14 protein-coding genes are annotated in these 14,532 nt (G+C 42.0%); 4 read left to right on the top strand and 10 right to left on the bottom strand.

Annotated elements, in window-relative coordinates; genetic code table 11:
- The first annotated feature begins 46 nt into the window (after nt 1–46).
- Entirely contained in the window at nt 47–1,162 is a 1,116-nt protein-coding gene (nifV, locus tag NWP22_RS01635; RefSeq protein ID WP_271733939.1) for a homocitrate synthase, read from the top strand.
- Nucleotides 1,163–1,198: 36 nt separating this feature from the next.
- On the opposite strand, the gene NWP22_RS01640 is transcribed toward nifV, so the two are convergent.
- Entirely contained in the window at nt 1,199–2,749 is a 1,551-nt protein-coding gene (locus NWP22_RS01640) for an FAD-dependent oxidoreductase (protein WP_271733938.1), read from the bottom strand.
- 133 nt (nt 2,750–2,882) lie between these two features.
- Between NWP22_RS01640 and aroA the strand changes: the two genes are divergently transcribed.
- The gene (aroA, locus tag NWP22_RS01645; RefSeq protein ID WP_280801440.1) at nt 2,883–4,232 is read left to right on the top strand and encodes a 3-phosphoshikimate 1-carboxyvinyltransferase; all 1,350 of its coding nucleotides are present in this window, start codon (nt 2,883–2,885) and stop codon (nt 4,230–4,232) included.
- Nucleotides 4,233–4,475: 243 nt separating this feature from the next.
- Here aroA and gatC read toward each other — a convergent pair whose 3' ends face one another.
- From gatC to NWP22_RS18330, 3 genes are all read right to left on the bottom strand, one after another.
- Nucleotides 4,476–4,769 carry an Asp-tRNA(Asn)/Glu-tRNA(Gln) amidotransferase subunit GatC gene (gene gatC / locus NWP22_RS01650; protein WP_271733936.1) on the bottom strand — a complete coding sequence of 98 codons (294 nt, stop codon included), beginning with the start codon at nt 4,767–4,769 and terminating at the stop codon, nt 4,476–4,478.
- Nucleotides 4,770–4,899: 130 nt separating this feature from the next.
- Nucleotides 4,900–5,421 carry a photosystem I assembly protein Ycf3 gene (locus NWP22_RS01655; protein WP_271733935.1) on the bottom strand — a complete coding sequence of 174 codons (522 nt, stop codon included), beginning with the start codon at nt 5,419–5,421 and terminating at the stop codon, nt 4,900–4,902.
- A gap of 166 nt (nt 5,422–5,587) precedes the next feature.
- Nucleotides 5,588–5,713 carry a hypothetical protein gene (locus tag NWP22_RS18330; protein ID WP_417006608.1) on the bottom strand — a complete coding sequence of 42 codons (126 nt, stop codon included), beginning with the start codon at nt 5,711–5,713 and terminating at the stop codon, nt 5,588–5,590.
- Nucleotides 5,714–6,334: 621 nt separating this feature from the next.
- Between NWP22_RS18330 and NWP22_RS01665 the strand changes: the two genes are divergently transcribed.
- On the top strand, nt 6,335–6,958 hold the full coding sequence (locus NWP22_RS01665) for a glutathione S-transferase family protein (RefSeq protein ID WP_271733934.1): 624 nt from the start codon (nt 6,335–6,337) through the stop codon (nt 6,956–6,958).
- Between the two features lie 42 nt (nt 6,959–7,000).
- Here NWP22_RS01665 and NWP22_RS01670 read toward each other — a convergent pair whose 3' ends face one another.
- Both NWP22_RS01670 and NWP22_RS01675 read right to left on the bottom strand, forming a co-directional pair.
- On the bottom strand, nt 7,001–7,228 hold the full coding sequence (locus tag NWP22_RS01670) for a DUF167 domain-containing protein (RefSeq protein WP_271733933.1): 228 nt from the start codon (nt 7,226–7,228) through the stop codon (nt 7,001–7,003).
- 185 nt (nt 7,229–7,413) lie between these two features.
- Entirely contained in the window at nt 7,414–7,962 is a 549-nt protein-coding gene (locus NWP22_RS01675) for a DUF2231 domain-containing protein (protein WP_271733932.1), read from the bottom strand.
- Between the two features lie 545 nt (nt 7,963–8,507).
- Here NWP22_RS01675 and NWP22_RS01680 point away from each other — a divergent pair.
- Entirely contained in the window at nt 8,508–9,563 is a 1,056-nt protein-coding gene (locus NWP22_RS01680) for a hemerythrin domain-containing protein (RefSeq protein WP_271733931.1), read from the top strand.
- Between the two features lie 110 nt (nt 9,564–9,673).
- Here the strand turns inward: NWP22_RS01680 and NWP22_RS01685 are convergent, their stop codons facing one another.
- From NWP22_RS01685 to NWP22_RS01700, 4 genes are all read right to left on the bottom strand, one after another.
- Nucleotides 9,674–10,855: a M20 family metallopeptidase gene (locus tag NWP22_RS01685; protein WP_271733930.1), complete on the bottom strand. Its 1,182-nt coding sequence runs from the start codon at nt 10,853–10,855 to the stop codon at nt 9,674–9,676.
- A 596-nt stretch (nt 10,856–11,451) separates the two neighbouring features.
- Nucleotides 11,452–13,212 (bottom strand): protein kinase domain-containing protein, encoded by a 1,761-nt coding sequence (locus tag NWP22_RS01690; RefSeq protein WP_280801441.1) that lies wholly within the window; start codon nt 13,210–13,212, stop codon nt 11,452–11,454.
- 42 nt (nt 13,213–13,254) lie between these two features.
- Nucleotides 13,255–13,998: a M50 family metallopeptidase gene (locus NWP22_RS01695; protein ID WP_271733928.1), complete on the bottom strand. Its 744-nt coding sequence runs from the start codon at nt 13,996–13,998 to the stop codon at nt 13,255–13,257.
- A gap of 84 nt (nt 13,999–14,082) precedes the next feature.
- Nucleotides 14,083–14,532, bottom strand: a 450-nt coding sequence (locus NWP22_RS01700; protein WP_280801442.1) for an FHA domain-containing protein, incomplete at its 5' end; no start/stop codon positions are given.

Genomic DNA, 14,532 nt, shown 5'->3' on the forward strand with positions numbered 1-14,532 from the left:
GTGAAAATTCTGTATATTAAGGTATGATGTCACAGACACTAAAGAAATGAGTAGAATTGTAATTAACGATACTACTCTCCGGGATGGAGAGCAAGCCGCTGGTGTGGTGTTTGACTTACAAGAAAAAATAGCGATCGCCCAATTACTGGATGCGATTGGAGTTCATGAGCTAGAAGTTGGGACCCCCGCCATGGGTGAAACAGAACAACAAGCCATAAACAAAATTGTCAACTTAGGTTTACAAGCTCAACTCCTGGGTTGGAACCGCGCCGTAATTTCCGACATTCAAGCTAGCATAGATTGTGGTTTGCAGCGAGTGCATATATCCATCCCTGTATCAGCAATTCAAATAAATGCTAAATTTCAGGGTAAATGGCAGTTAGTTTTACAAAAACTGCGAGACAGTATCAACTTTGCCCTTGATCATGGACTGTTTGTTTCCGTAGGTGGGGAAGATGGCTCTAGAGCGGAAGAAAAATTCCTCTTAGATGTAGCACTTGATGCTCAAGAATGTGGCGCATCAAGGTTTCGTTTTTGTGATACAGTGGGAGTCCTGGATCCTTTCAATACTTACACGCAAGTTAAAAAATTAGTAAACGCATTGTCTATACCTGTAGAAATGCATACCCACAATGATTTTGGTTTAGCCACAGCCAACACTCTAGCCGGGATCAAGGCGGGTGCTTTATCAGCAAATACCACAGTTAATGGTTTAGGTGAAAGAGCAGGAAATGCTGCTTTAGAAGAAGTTGTTATGGCTCTCAAACACATCCATAATAGTAATTTAGGCATTGATACTGCTCACTTATGGGAAATATCCCGACTGGTAGCATCAGCATCAGGCCACAATGTACATCCCTGGAAAGCAATAGTGGGGGAAAATAGTTTTGCTCATGAATCAGGTATTCATGGTCATGGTGTACTGCAAAACCCTCATACTTACGAACCCTTTGCTCCCGAAGAGGTAGGTGGGGAGAGGCGTTTACTTCTGGGTAAACATTCTGGCAGGCATTTATTATTAAACTTGTTGCAGCAGCATGGTATTTCTCTAAACCCAGAAGCAACGAAATCTGTTTTAGAGGCGGTGCGACAAGCGTCTATGGAGCACAAACGGAGTTTAACTACCCAAGAAGTCTTGGATTTAGCACAAACACACCAGTAGACTCAATACTTGGGCGGATATTTATGATAATTGCCGTTAAACATCAAAGTAGTCACTACCAGAACCATATTTCCAAGCATCAACTAAACGATGCCAATAATATTTCTGTTCTGCGGGTTGATTGTTAATCCATGTTTGTAATATGGGGGTTAACTGAAATAAAGCAGTGTAAACCCCTAAATTAGTGTAATGTACTATCCAGTCCACTAAGCTGAGTATACCAACTTGTGGAATAATTTTAGCCACTAATAGCGGATGCAATAAACCAGTTCTTAACAGTGTTTTTGTCAGTCCTGAAAATTGCACCACATCTTGCAAAAATGGTTTCAAAACTGGTGTCCCTAGTTGTTGCATTTCCTGAAACACAGACCGGAGTAGTTCGTTAATTTGCTCTGGGGGGATTTTCTGATTTACACCCACACTCATGGCTTTTTGAAACAACCAAGTTACTGTGAGATTTGGTTGATAGGGTTGCAGCAGTGCTAAGTTTTGGGCGGATAATTGATTAGTTTGCAGTGCTTCATGAATCCCAAATGTTAACCGCTTGAGGTGACGTATCATCGCCCCAAAGCCGCCAAAACTTAGGGGAGATTGACTACCACTGCTGTCTCCCACGGTTAACAGGCGGTTCCAAGGGGTTTTAATCGGACTTTCCCGATAGCTGGGAAAGAAGCCAAACAGCGCTCGTTGAAATTGCAATTGGTTTAATTCCACACCCTGATATTCTGGTAGTAGTCGCAGATATTCCTCGAATAATTCGGCTAAACTCAAGCGCTGTGGTTCTGCATCCATGTAGGTAAATAAGTAAGTGGTTCTACCGTCTTTGGCTGGGAACGCTTCCCAAAAGTATTGACATTGATTTTCTAAGGATGTGAAGGAAAATAATAAGTCGCCAGTGGTATTTACTGGGAAACCTTGGGCGCAAGTTCCTACTACTAAGCACAAAGCATCTGGTTTTTTACCTTGGCGTGCTTGTCTGGTAATGGGAGAAAAGTTTCCCATAGCATCGATTAATAATCTAGTTTTATATTGGTTATTGACTATGACTCCCTCTGGATGAACTATAGCTTGAGTGAAGGGTGTATTTTCTAATAACTTACCCCCAGCAGCGATAAATCGGTTTTTTAATGTATCTAGTAGGTAAACTGGATCTACGCCGATATTTAAGACATCTTCTACCCAGATTTCGGTACCACCGGCAAAACTTACCCGTGCTGGGTTATATTTAGTAGCGATCGCCTGTTCTAATTCTGCGGTACTCAGTAGGTTTAATTCTAGAAATACTTGCAATTCGGGGCGGGAAATATTCCACTCTTGTACTCTCCCCCGTAAAATTCCCCTTTCTATTAACGCTACCCGCAGTCCCTTTACTGCTAAGGCGCAACCAATTAAAATCCCTAAAGTCCCACCACAGACAATTACATCCCAGTCTACAGCTTCTAATGGTTGCTGACTGTGTTTAACTACTGTGGGGACTGGTGCTGTATTTTCTCTCAAAGATTCTAGCAGGCGATCGCCTTGACGTAAAGCTCCCAGAACATCACCTGGTACTTGAGAGAGAATTTTTTCAGTTAAAGATGGGGACATATAAAGTTGATGTCAACAGACTACTAATATTCATCCTATCTTTGACTGGCTGAAAACCCCTGACAACAAAGTGGTTGCGTATTCACGACATGCAAACACAAACAAGTAATAAAAGTTGATTTTAGGTAACCTCATGTCCGCTGCTGTCATAACTTTAGAAACTCAAACAGACCAGTCTCACAAGTTAATTATCCACCCTCCCTCTACTGGTCTGTCTTTACACGGTTGTATTCGTGTCCCGGGTGATAAGTCCATATCACACCGTGCTTTAATGTTAGGAGCCATCGCCCATGGTGAAACCCAGATTGAAGGGCTGCTTTTAGGCGAAGACCCCCGTAGCACTGCTAGCTGTTTTCAAGCTATGGGGGCGCAAATTTCTGAACTGAACACCGAATTAGTCCGGGTTCAGGGGATTGGTTTGGGACAACTCCAAGAACCAATGGATGTGTTGAATGCTGGCAACTCTGGTACTACACTCAGACTGATGTTAGGGCTTTTAGCATCTCATCCAGGGCGGTTTTTTACGGTTACAGGTGATAGTTCTTTGCGATCGCGCCCGATGTCCCGTGTGGTTCAACCCTTACAACAAATGGGGGCGGAAATTTGGGGGCGTAAGGGTAATTCTTTAGCACCCTTAGCAATTCAAGGTCAAGCCCTCAAACCGATTCATTATCATTCTCCCATCGCCTCGGCCCAAGTTAAATCTTGCCTATTACTTGCAGGTTTATTAACCCCAGGACAAACCACCATCACAGAACCCGCTCTTTCTCGTGACCACAGCGAGCGGATGTTACGGGCTTTTGGTGCTGAACTGACTATTGACCCAGACACCAATAGCGTCACTTTGAAGGGACCGGCCCAATTACACGGACAAAAAGTTATTGTCCCCGGGGATATCAGTTCCGCAGCCTTTTGGTTAGTAGCTGGGGCAATTGTACCTGATTCTGAATTACTGATAGAAAACGTCGGTGTTAATCCCACTCGCACCGGGATATTAGAGGCTTTAGCACTCATGGGAGCCAATATTCAACTGGAAAACCAGCGGGAAGTCGCTGGGGAACCGGTCGCAGATTTAAGAGTGCGTTCGAGTGGTTTAAAAAGCTGCACCATTGCGGGGGATATTATTCCCAGAATGATTGATGAAATCCCTATCCTAGCAGTAGCAGCAGTATTTGCCACCGGCACAACCATTATTCGAGATGCTGCGGAATTACGAGTCAAAGAAAGCGATCGCATTACTGTGATGGCGCAGCAACTCAATAAAATGGGCGCAAAAGTTAATGAATTACCCGACGGTATGGAAATTACTGGCGGTACGCCCTTAGTCGGTACTGATGTGGATAGTCATACAGATCATCGCATTGCCATGAGTCTGGCGATCGCATCTCTGGTTTCTACTGGGATCACCACCATTCACCAAGCCGAAGCAGCAGCCATTTCTTACCCCAACTTCACAGCCACACTTACAAAAGTGCTGTGTTAGTTTGCGAGTTAAACAGGGGATAATTTCCTCCTGTCTATAAACACAGATAAATTATCTGTGTTTATCTTTAATTTAATGTTCTTTTAACTACTTCATTGCCCTTATGAGGGGCATTAAAATCAATTGCAAGGCATTTTGGTACAATCCGAGTCAGGACAAGCCCAAGAAATATACAAAACCATGGCTATTAAAACTTGGGATGGTTTTCACCACAAACGGAGCGCCAAAAAAAGGCAATTATCCCTACTCGTTGCTATTCAAAATTTTTGGGACTTTAAAAAATTCCCCTTCTTGTTCCGGCGCACTATTAAGAATGGCTTCTCGCTCAGGATATGGTTGTAACTCATCTTTTCGAGTCACATTACTAACATCAATCGCCCTTGTGGTCGGCAACACATCACTCACATCTACTTCATTCAACTGTTCCACGTATTCCAGAATACTTCCCAGTTGGGTGGTAAATTTCTCCTCCTCTTGTGCTGTTAATTCTAACCGAGCTAGAAGAGCTACTTTATGAACTTGTTCCCGATCAATCATGGTTTCTCAATGGTTAATTTTTTTTCTTATGCTCAATGGGAGAGACAAACCCGCCCCGCCTCCCTTGTGGAGGTGGGGGTGAGTTTCTTGGTATTGGGTTTGGCAAAGCTTTAACCCAACCTAGAGAATATTAAAAGAATACGTCAATTTGCATACGTCCGGTAGTTTTCAGCCAGTTCTGGGCTTCAATGTAATTATTAGGAGCCATGCGGATGGCTCTAATCCAATAATCTGCGGCTTGATCAAAAAATGCTTCGCCAGCGTCATTATCCCCAGCTTCTTTGGCCTTTTCACCTTGATAATGGTAAATCACCGCAATGTTATTCAAGGCCTGGGGTAAACGTGGATTTAATTCAATCGCTTGGTGATACATTTTTAAAGCTGTATCGTGGTCACCATTACTGGCATAGATTAGCCCCATATTGTAATGAATATACGCGCGATCATTACTGTCTTCCTCTAGTGTCAGCGCTTCTTCATAGTACTCTAAGGCTTCAGCATATTCTCCTTCAGCCTGGGCTGACATCCCATCTCGGTAATACACAAATGCTTCTTTAGCTTTCTTGTTGGTGGGGAGGATTTTCAGGATGATATCCGCCATCACTGTAAAGGATTTGTCAATGAAATTATCGTTTTTCTGTGTTCTTGGCATATTTGCCTCTATGGTTATACAGCAATTGGCGTGAAGCACCCACAGACTTCGCCTTCGCTAAGTCCGGCTCAAGGACTGTGAACAGCTATTCTCAGGAAGTGGGTGATCTTCACTCAGAGGAATGATACACTCAGCATAATTATGTCGAGAATTGTTCACCAAGCTATTAACTGGGTAGCCAGTCATTACTTGAACTTGATATGGACACAATAGCTGCTGTAGTGTTTGGCGGTGTTGCCATTTGGGGATTTAAGCACAAATCGTCATCTTGTGGAGCCAAAATAACCGGCATACGATGATGAATTGGTTGGACTAATTCATTAGCTGCCGTTGTTAAAATTGTACAAGATTTAATTTACTCGCCTTGGCAGTTCTCCTGTGGAGGTTGCCATACTTCCCAGAAACCAGCCAAGGCTCGGTGCTTGAATACTGAGCTTACCCTGGTTTTTCCTTAACTTTTTCTACCCTAGCATTGATAAGCTTCACACCCATTTGGTGAATTTTCGCCCAAGCAGATATTCAGCCCCCATTTAACTGCTGCAATTCACGCTTGTGAGTTTCAGGATTATTTAGTACAGTTGCCACTTTTTGCGTAACTGCAATGTTATATTGAGCAACTAAATCTCGAATTTTATCTAACCGAAATCACGAAATTAAAGCCGCTGATGACTGATTTAAAGTAAATATTCCCTAGATAGTTTTATCTTACTCCACTGAATAAAATCGCAATTTTAAACACCAGCATTAAATAATACTATCATTTCTGTTATTTGTGGTTTTTTTATATAATTTAATCAGATGTGAATATGCTGCATATTCACAATATATATCCTGTTTTTCCAACTTTGTTTCGTAATATATTGTATTTTAGTGCATCACTTATTTTGATATTGATTGTTATATTCTTATTCACATGAAAATTCTCAAACTGTATGATTTCTTACCATCTGGTAATAGCTACAAGGTGCGACTTTTATTAACACAAATGGGTATGCCATTTGAGACAGTAACCATTGACATTTTGAAAGGAGAGTCTCGCACACCGGAATTTTTAAGTAAGAATCCTAACGGGAAAATACCAGTTTTAGAAATTGATACTGGTAAGTATTTGGCAGAATCAAATGCTATATTAATGTATTTGAGTGAAGGTACAGAATTTTTACCATATGATCGCTTTTTCAGAGCACAAGTATTGCAATGGTTATTTTTTGAACAATCTAGTCATCAACCTTTTATCGCTAAATCAAGATTTTGGCTCTCTATTTTAGGTAAACCTGAGGAATATCGCACAGCTATAGAACAACAACGTGACGCTGGGTATGCAGCACTAAAGGTTATGGAAAATCATTTGATGACTCATGAGTTTTTTGTGAGCGATCGTTATACAATTGCCGACATTGCCTTGTTTGCTTATACTCATGTGGCACATGAAGGAGGTTTTGATTTGACAAATTTCCCCGGTATCAAAGCGTGGATCAAACGAGTAAAATCTCAATCTAGATATATTCCCATTACACAAGATATCAATATTGAATAGAAAACTCACTGGTAGATTGTACTAGATATAACAATAAAGCAATTAATTATCTGTATCAATTTCAATCAGCTTTTGCCGAGAGGATAAACCAGATTTAATACTAATCCGAGATTTTGATACCTTAAACTTTTCCGCTAAGAGTTTAATTAATTCCTCATTTGCTTTACCATCTACTGGGGGTGACTTTAATTTGACAGTCAAACTCCCGTCACTTTGTTCTTCAATTTTTTGTTCTTTACAATTAGGTTTAACTTTAACTCTTCTTTGCATATCCCATTATTGTTAGTTATATATCCTATTTATAATATATAGTTACAAGTCCTGTTTCCTGATGGCGAGCAAAATAGCCAAGATGAGAGCTGACAAACCTTGAGGAGTGATTGAATTCAGAATCTCTCTGTATTTAGACCCAGAAGTGTGAGGAGGATTAGTTATTAACCCTCCATCACAAAGAACTAGGGATATCTTCTGCTACCAGCACCTACTACACCAATTTTGTGCCGATAGGAAAGTTCAGCCCCAAACCAACCAGTGATACTTGTGAGCGTACCCACAACTAGGGACAGGAAGAATCCCCAAGGTAATATTCGGGCTTCAGCATCGCCCAGACGTAAAATTAAGTTGATGGATGTTAACGCTAAAATAGTGACATTAAGAAATAAGTGCATCCAGCCGGCGGTGCGCTTGCGAACACGTTCAATTTTCAAAAAGTCACTCATCCCTGTGATGGCGGCGATGAGTCCTCCTATAAGTCCGAGTCCAATTAACCATAGTGAAGCTCTGGCCCAGAAAAAATCCTTAGTTAACCAATAGGCGAAGTCACTCCCCAGTCCGCCAGCTAAAAAGGCTATGGGAAAAATCATTGTTAGGGGGTGTAAAGGATGTCCAGCGATCGCCACTGTGCTAGGTACACCGCTATCTTGATACTCTCTGTTGTCGCTTTCAATAATTGGTGGGATATTTGGAAATGGTGTGGAATTGGATTCTGTTCCTGTACTTTCCATGATTTATTATCCTATTTTTAGCTAAAAGAAATTTGTTGAATATGAGCCGCTATATGTAAGGTTAATTTCTCGGATTTGATGTTTATTGAGTGAGAAGTTATGAAAATAACTTCATCCCCAACATCAAAATTAATTCTCTGGCTTGGTTAAATGTCTGAATATACCTATCCATTAGGATGCTCTAGTATTATTGGAGAAAATCTATTTCAGTATCCTTGAGTCAATTTATAAAAATTGCCAAAAATTTTTATCTTCCCTGTGGGGTATTTACAGCTATACAGTTATATTTCCCCAAGTATAATTCTAATCTTTTTGTATATATATAGCAATCCTAAATGATTCATGAACAATTTCTGTTCCCTGTTCCCTGTTCCCTGTTCCCTTTCCTCAATCATAATTTCTCAAGTCAAATAGGATGACTATATCTGATTTTTATATCTTGAGTTGTGAAGGCGATCATTCAAAAGAAAGATGTAACTTACATAAATTATATGTCACTCTTAGACAGAGTAATAATACGAAATAATTTCAGAGGAGAACTGGAGATGGTAACGACATTAGATGATACCAAACGAAATGCTATCGGCATAAAATTGGCAAGTATGCAACTAATTCAACAGTTGCTTATAGAAAATGAGCAACTGTTTTTGACGCAATCAACAGATGTGGAAATATCTGAACGTCTCCGGAAGATGCTAGAAGATGACCAGAAAAATCAAGGGGTTCTGGAAACTACAATTATTCAGTATGGCATCCGAAAAGAACCAGAACCAATGGTTCAAGAAATGTGTAATCAAGTCCGGGAATTAATGCAGGGATCTCAATTGAGTTTTTATGAAAAAATATTTCAACATGAATTATTAAAACATCAACAGGTAATGTGTGGTGTACTGATTCACAAGGCGGCTCAAAAGGTTGGTGCTGATGTCATGGCCGCCATTAGCCCTTTGAATACGGTTAACTTTGAAAACCGCGCTCACCAAGAACAACTCAAAGGTTTTTTAGAGGTTTTAGGTGTGCGTGAACTGACTGGACAAAATGCAGATCAAGGGATTTGGGGACGAGTTCAAGATGCGATCGCAGCCTTTAGTGGTGCGGTAGGTAGCGCGGTTACCCAAACCAGTGACAAAAAAGATATGAATATCCAGGATGTTATCCGCATGGATCACAATAAGGTGAATATCCTGTTTACAGAATTACTACAAAGCAACGATCCCCAAAAGATTCAGGAGTATTTTGGTCAAGCTTACAAAGACCTGACGACTCATACCGAAGCTGAACAGGAAGTTGTTTACCCCAGAGTACGTTCTTTCTATGGTGACTCCGACACCCAAGAACTTTATGATGAACATGCTCACATAAAACGGCTGTTAGAAGAAATCCGCGCTATTAATCCCTCAGATGCGGAATTTAAAGATAGAGTCAGAAATTTGATGGATATTGTCGGCGATCATATTCGTCAAGAAGAAACCACAATGTTTGCTGCTATTCGTAATAACTTGAGTACTGAACAAACTGAGCAACTGGCGACACAATTTAAAGCCGCTAAAAGCAAAATTCAAGCAAGATTGGGGGGTAGTACAACCGGAGCGAATGTTTAGCTAAGTCGCCCTCATTCATTGATGAAGGTGATTAAAAGGATTTGAAACCCACTTGCGTGGGTTTTACTATGTTGGGGTATGTCCGGGTACAGGCTGTTTTTGTTGCAGTTTTATCTTTTTTGGCAATACTTATAAGCAGCATAAGCCATCGTTACAACCCCGGTGATAATCGCTGATTCATCGACTTCAAATTCTGGATGGTGTAGTGGGTGATTAATAATTCTATCTTTGTAGCCTACACCTAAGCGAAACATCGAACCGGGAGCGTGTTCTAAATAGACAGAGAAGTCTTCAGCACCTAGAGAAGGCTCAGGTAAAACTTGGACGCGATCGCTACTCCAGGCTTCCTCAGCTGAAGATTGCAACAATTGGGTAATGGCATAATCATTCTGCACACTAGGGACACCTTGACGATAATTAACTTGATAACGCGCCCCAAAAGAATGGCAGACATTCGCCACAATATTTTCAATCCAGTTGGGGAGTTGACTCCGGGTTTCCGGATGTAGCGATCGCACTGTTCCCAACAACTGTACTTGGTCAGCAATCACATTTGGCGCTCTCCCCCCCGTAATTTTCCCTATACTCAAAACCACAGGACGTAGAGGATTCTGTGTGCGGCTAATAGCTTGTTGTAACGCAGTAATCACCTGTGAAGCAATCCAAATTGCATCAATGGCTTCATGGGGACGCGCCCCATGGCCTGATTCTCCCATAATGATAATTTCTAAATCATCAGCCGCAGCCGTCAACGCACCGTAACGTACACCAATAGATCCTGCGGGGATAGAGGGGAAAACATGAACACCTAATATAGCCGTCACCTGGGACATTGCGCCGTCCTTGACCATCCAGGTTGCGCCTTGAGCAATTTCCTCAGCGGGCTGAAATAAAAACCGCACTTTAGCGCCCAATTCCTCGGCTATTTCGGAGAGCACCATTGCTGTTCCTAAACCCACTGTGGTATGAACATCATGACCGCAAGCGTGCATCACACCTTGTACACGGGAAGCATAATCTAAATTTGTCCGTTCTTGAATTGGCAAAGCATCCATATCAGTACGAATTGCCAATAAACGCTCATCTATCCCAGTATTTTGTAGTTCTCCCATCACCCCAGTTTTACCAATTCCCTCCTCTACATGGAGACCACTAGAAGACAACACACCAGCCACAAAGGCAGATGTTTGGTATTCCTGACCGCTGACTTCTGGGTGAGAGTGGATATGGCGACGAATTTCAATTAAGCGGGGCGCTAATGTTGCGACTAAGTCTTTAATACGGGTTAGCATTACTCTATTTTATGTGACAGGCTTTGTTTCCATCATAGAGAAGTGTTCCCGAACAAAATGCTTTTCCTCTACAGCTACAATCTGAGGATAGGGTTGTCTAACATGAGGACTAAACTGTCATTAAATATACTAATTTTCACTAGAACACAAATGTAACCTATTGATCAAGAAACTATAAAAATCTCAGAAATTTACTTCAAGGACTATACAAAATTGGATTTAGGCTTTAAAACATTCATCTATTTATCTTATTATCGAAAAAATGGGTTTAAAACCCCGTTGTTCTACGACGGCTTTTTTGATTCTTGGAAAAAAACTTGCCTAAAAAACAACAAAAAGCTAAAATGCAATAGTCGGCTTGGGGCATCGGCACGACTTTAAATGGACAGGGAGTGACTATAAGACTGCTTCGGCAGCGAGTTACTGTGAACTGTCAAGAATCACTGATATTCAAGATCGGTGAGTATGTCAATCTAAGGCACTATACTGAAATCCTTATAGAGTACCACATATGTGATACCCCTGGCTTTCTTTTCGTTTCGGCTAGGGGTATCTTGTTTTAGGCGTGGGCAAAATCCCATCTCTACCCCACCCCGTTAACGCCACCCCAACCAGCGCAAACCGGGGACAATCAGGTAATAACTCACCCCTAACCAAAAGCTCATTAACAGACCTAGCAAACTCAAAAAAACAATGGGCAGGTATGATGTTAAAAAGATGGACTGACCAGAAAAGTCAAAAACAGTAGTTGGGAAACCAAAAATAATTAACAGTGCAAACACAATTGCAGTACCCAATGTAGCGACCACAGCATGAACTATGTCATGGCTGCGAAAGTCTATACTCAAGGTCAATAGAAAAACCGCAACTAAAATTACTGTCAATAGTCCTTCACCGCTATCTTTGGGTGTGATGAATTGCCAAACTAACCAACTAAACCCATAGCTGATCATACCCATGAGCGATGCTACTAAAAACCGTTTTCGTTGACCAAAACATCCCGATATGGTTAGTCCCCATGCGGTTACCCAACCTGCGCCAACAAACACTATCATTTCTGTGGCTACCATAGCTTCAGTATTAGTTACTGATTGCGGTAGGTGACGCAAAATATATTCTGAAACTTTCTCGCCTAATACCGTACGATCAGCTACAAAGAAACCAATAATCGTACCTAGGCAAGTGCCAAGGCTAGTTAGTAGCATAGCCCAAATTGTCGCCCCACAAGCTTGTAAAACCTTGAGAATTGCTTGCGCTATCAAAACAATTGTTTTACCTATGGCATTGGTGAGATGATTGAATAGATTCTTAATGGCCTGTATTAAAAGTATAAACTGAGCGGCAAGTTTTGCTGCTCCTTGCTCCACAGATTCCTGGATGTGGGAAAATAAGCTAGTCCCGGAAGATTGGTGGATAATCTTATTTAATCTTTTCTGAATAATTCCTGCATTTCCTGGACGCGATCGCACATCTTCTAGTACCATTTCATCTAGTAAATCTGCCAGTTGCGGATTAACTTTTATCTGATCTCGCCACCGCAGCACACCAGTTTGAGGATCTCGTAATTCCAGCGGATGCTTACCCGTAAGTAATTCAATCATCGTTTGACCAAGGGCATAAAAATCAGCCCCAGGACTAATATTACTACCGGTCACCTGTTCTGGGGGACTGTAACCAGAAGAATATAACTTAGTTGAACTGGACTCTCGACGTACCTTAGCGGTGTTAAATTGTTTGACCCCGCCGAAATCAATCAATACCAGTTCTACCTTGCTTCCCCCCGGAGTCAGGGTAACAGTGGGGGAGGAAGTTCGTAACATCAAATTAGAAGGTTTGATGTCGCGATGAATAATCTTGAGTTTGTGCAGTTCCTGTAAAATATTTATAGCCTCAGACAGCCAAGTTAACACCAAATCCTCTGGACATCCTTGAGGATAATTTTGTTGTAGTACCTGTTCCAAAGTCAACCCGTTAATTTTTTCCATCACCAGACAAGCTAGTTGACGCGGTTTAGAATTGGGTACATTGACTTGAAAATAACCATCAGATTCTACCCTGGGAATACCCGGATGCCGCAACTTAATTAAAACCTCGGCCTCTTGTCTAAACAATTCCAGTGCTTTTGGTGAATTTTCTACCAAAACTTTGAGTACTTTTTCCGTCTGGGTCTTCTGATCCCAAACTGTGTAAATTTGGGCGAATCCTCCCGCGACCAAGGGTTGCAGAGGCACATAACGGTCTAACATCCGTAGCAGTGTGCCACACCTGTTACAAAAGTTATTGCCCCAAGGTTGAGGATAAGGACGTTTACATTCAGGATTTATGCAGTGAACCGCATTCTTAGTGATGTCGGGCACATTTGCTATAATAAATACAGAGACTGAATTGATTTTAACCCATTACTGCCCACGATAGGCAATGCGCAGGCTTTGGAATAGAATCACCAGAGAGGCGATCGCCATCAACCCGCCCCAAAACCAGTAAGGTAAAAGCAGATACCTTTGCATTTGTCCCGTATCAGAAATTCCTAATGATCCGGCACTGTAGCTAAATAAATAATTCAGTTGGTGGTACGTACTGACACAAGCTTGTACGCCCAGAAATTGAATAGCAAATCCCTGTACCCACTGGGGAGCTTTCAGGGATATTCCCAGAATAATTAAACCCAATATGGGAACCGCCAGCAATCCAAACCCAGAACCCACCCAAAGTAATGTGGAAAGTAACAGAACGCTACTCAGTATCTTTAAGCTCAGGGAAGCAGTGGTAAAATTACGGGAAGCCAGAATCAAACCAGCACCGGCAATAGGTGGACCCATGGGACCGGCGGCGGCGACTAAAGCCGGTCCAATTGGCCATAGAGCTTGGGAGATGCTATAACTAGCAACGCCGGAACCATTACTAAAAATTTGTAATTGATGAAACCGTCCTCCCAACAGCATAGCCATCAATCCGTGACCCATTTCGTGGAACCAAGTTGCCAGGATACTAAAAGGGTATAAAATATAATCACCTGCCGGAACTTGCCATAACAGGATAGTCACTATCGCTGCTGAAATTAGCCAAGTTAGTCCCATAGGTTCTACTACGGGCGGAGCAACGCGTGTCAGCTTTGGTAAAAAATCTTTTCCTGGTTCCTTCATAGGTAAATTTTGGTAAACATCCGTCCCTGGTTTGATGTGGATAATTTGCTCATCCGAGAACAGTTCTCGGATGGCAAAAATCAGTTAGGCAAGTTGAAATAGAAACGTGACTAAATCTCCCTTACCCAGACTGATGCGATCGCCTGGTCTGAGGCGGTGTCGGTTACCGGGTAATAGGGGCGAGTTATTAATGTAAGTCCCATTAGAACTTCCCACATCTTCTATGTAGTGAAAATCTCCCTCAACGCGAATATCTGCATGTATCCGCGAGACAATTTCCGAATTGGAAAATCCCGAAACATCAATATCTGGGGGAATCCGGTCATTGGGTTTGCCGATATGAATCACAGATAGACCTTGTGGTAATTCAATTTCGCGATCGCTCTGGACGTGGAATAACCGTGCAGTTACCTGCTGTAGTTGCGTCATAGAAGGGTATGGCACGGGTGCGGGTGCGGGTGCGGTTACCACGGGTGCGGGTGCGGTTACCACGGGTGCGGGTGCGGGTACCACGGGTGCGGGTGCGGGTACCAC

The sequence above is a fragment of the Anabaenopsis tanganyikae CS-531 genome (assembly GCF_029891675.1).
Lineage (GTDB): Bacteria > Cyanobacteriota > Cyanobacteriia > Cyanobacteriales > Nostocaceae > Anabaenopsis > Anabaenopsis arnoldii.

Excerpts from the sequence above, each read along its gene's own strand:
- nifV (WP_271733939.1), top strand. The coding sequence starts at position 47 with ATGAGTAGAATTGTAATTAACGATACTACTCTCCGGGATGGAGAGCAA.
- NWP22_RS18330 (WP_417006608.1), bottom strand. The coding sequence starts at position 5,713 with ATGCCGGTTATTTTGGCTCCACAAGATGACGATTTGTGCTTAAATCCC.
- gatC (WP_271733936.1), bottom strand. The coding sequence starts at position 4,769 with ATGATTGATCGGGAACAAGTTCATAAAGTAGCTCTTCTAGCTCGGTTA.
- NWP22_RS01670 (WP_271733933.1), bottom strand. The coding sequence starts at position 7,228 with ATGCAAAGAAGAGTTAAAGTTAAACCTAATTGTAAAGAACAAAAAATT.
- NWP22_RS01665 (WP_271733934.1), top strand. The coding sequence starts at position 6,335 with ATGAAAATTCTCAAACTGTATGATTTCTTACCATCTGGTAATAGCTAC.
- NWP22_RS01695 (WP_271733928.1), bottom strand. The coding sequence starts at position 13,998 with ATGAAGGAACCAGGAAAAGATTTTTTACCAAAGCTGACACGCGTTGCT.
- NWP22_RS01655 (WP_271733935.1), bottom strand. The coding sequence starts at position 5,421 with ATGCCAAGAACACAGAAAAACGATAATTTCATTGACAAATCCTTTACA.
- NWP22_RS01675 (WP_271733932.1), bottom strand. The coding sequence starts at position 7,962 with ATGGAAAGTACAGGAACAGAATCCAATTCCACACCATTTCCAAATATC.
- NWP22_RS01680 (WP_271733931.1), top strand. The coding sequence starts at position 8,508 with ATGGTAACGACATTAGATGATACCAAACGAAATGCTATCGGCATAAAA.
- NWP22_RS01640 (WP_271733938.1), bottom strand. The coding sequence starts at position 2,749 with ATGTCCCCATCTTTAACTGAAAAAATTCTCTCTCAAGTACCAGGTGAT.
- NWP22_RS01685 (WP_271733930.1), bottom strand. The coding sequence starts at position 10,855 with ATGCTAACCCGTATTAAAGACTTAGTCGCAACATTAGCGCCCCGCTTA.
- aroA (WP_280801440.1), top strand. The coding sequence starts at position 2,883 with ATGTCCGCTGCTGTCATAACTTTAGAAACTCAAACAGACCAGTCTCAC.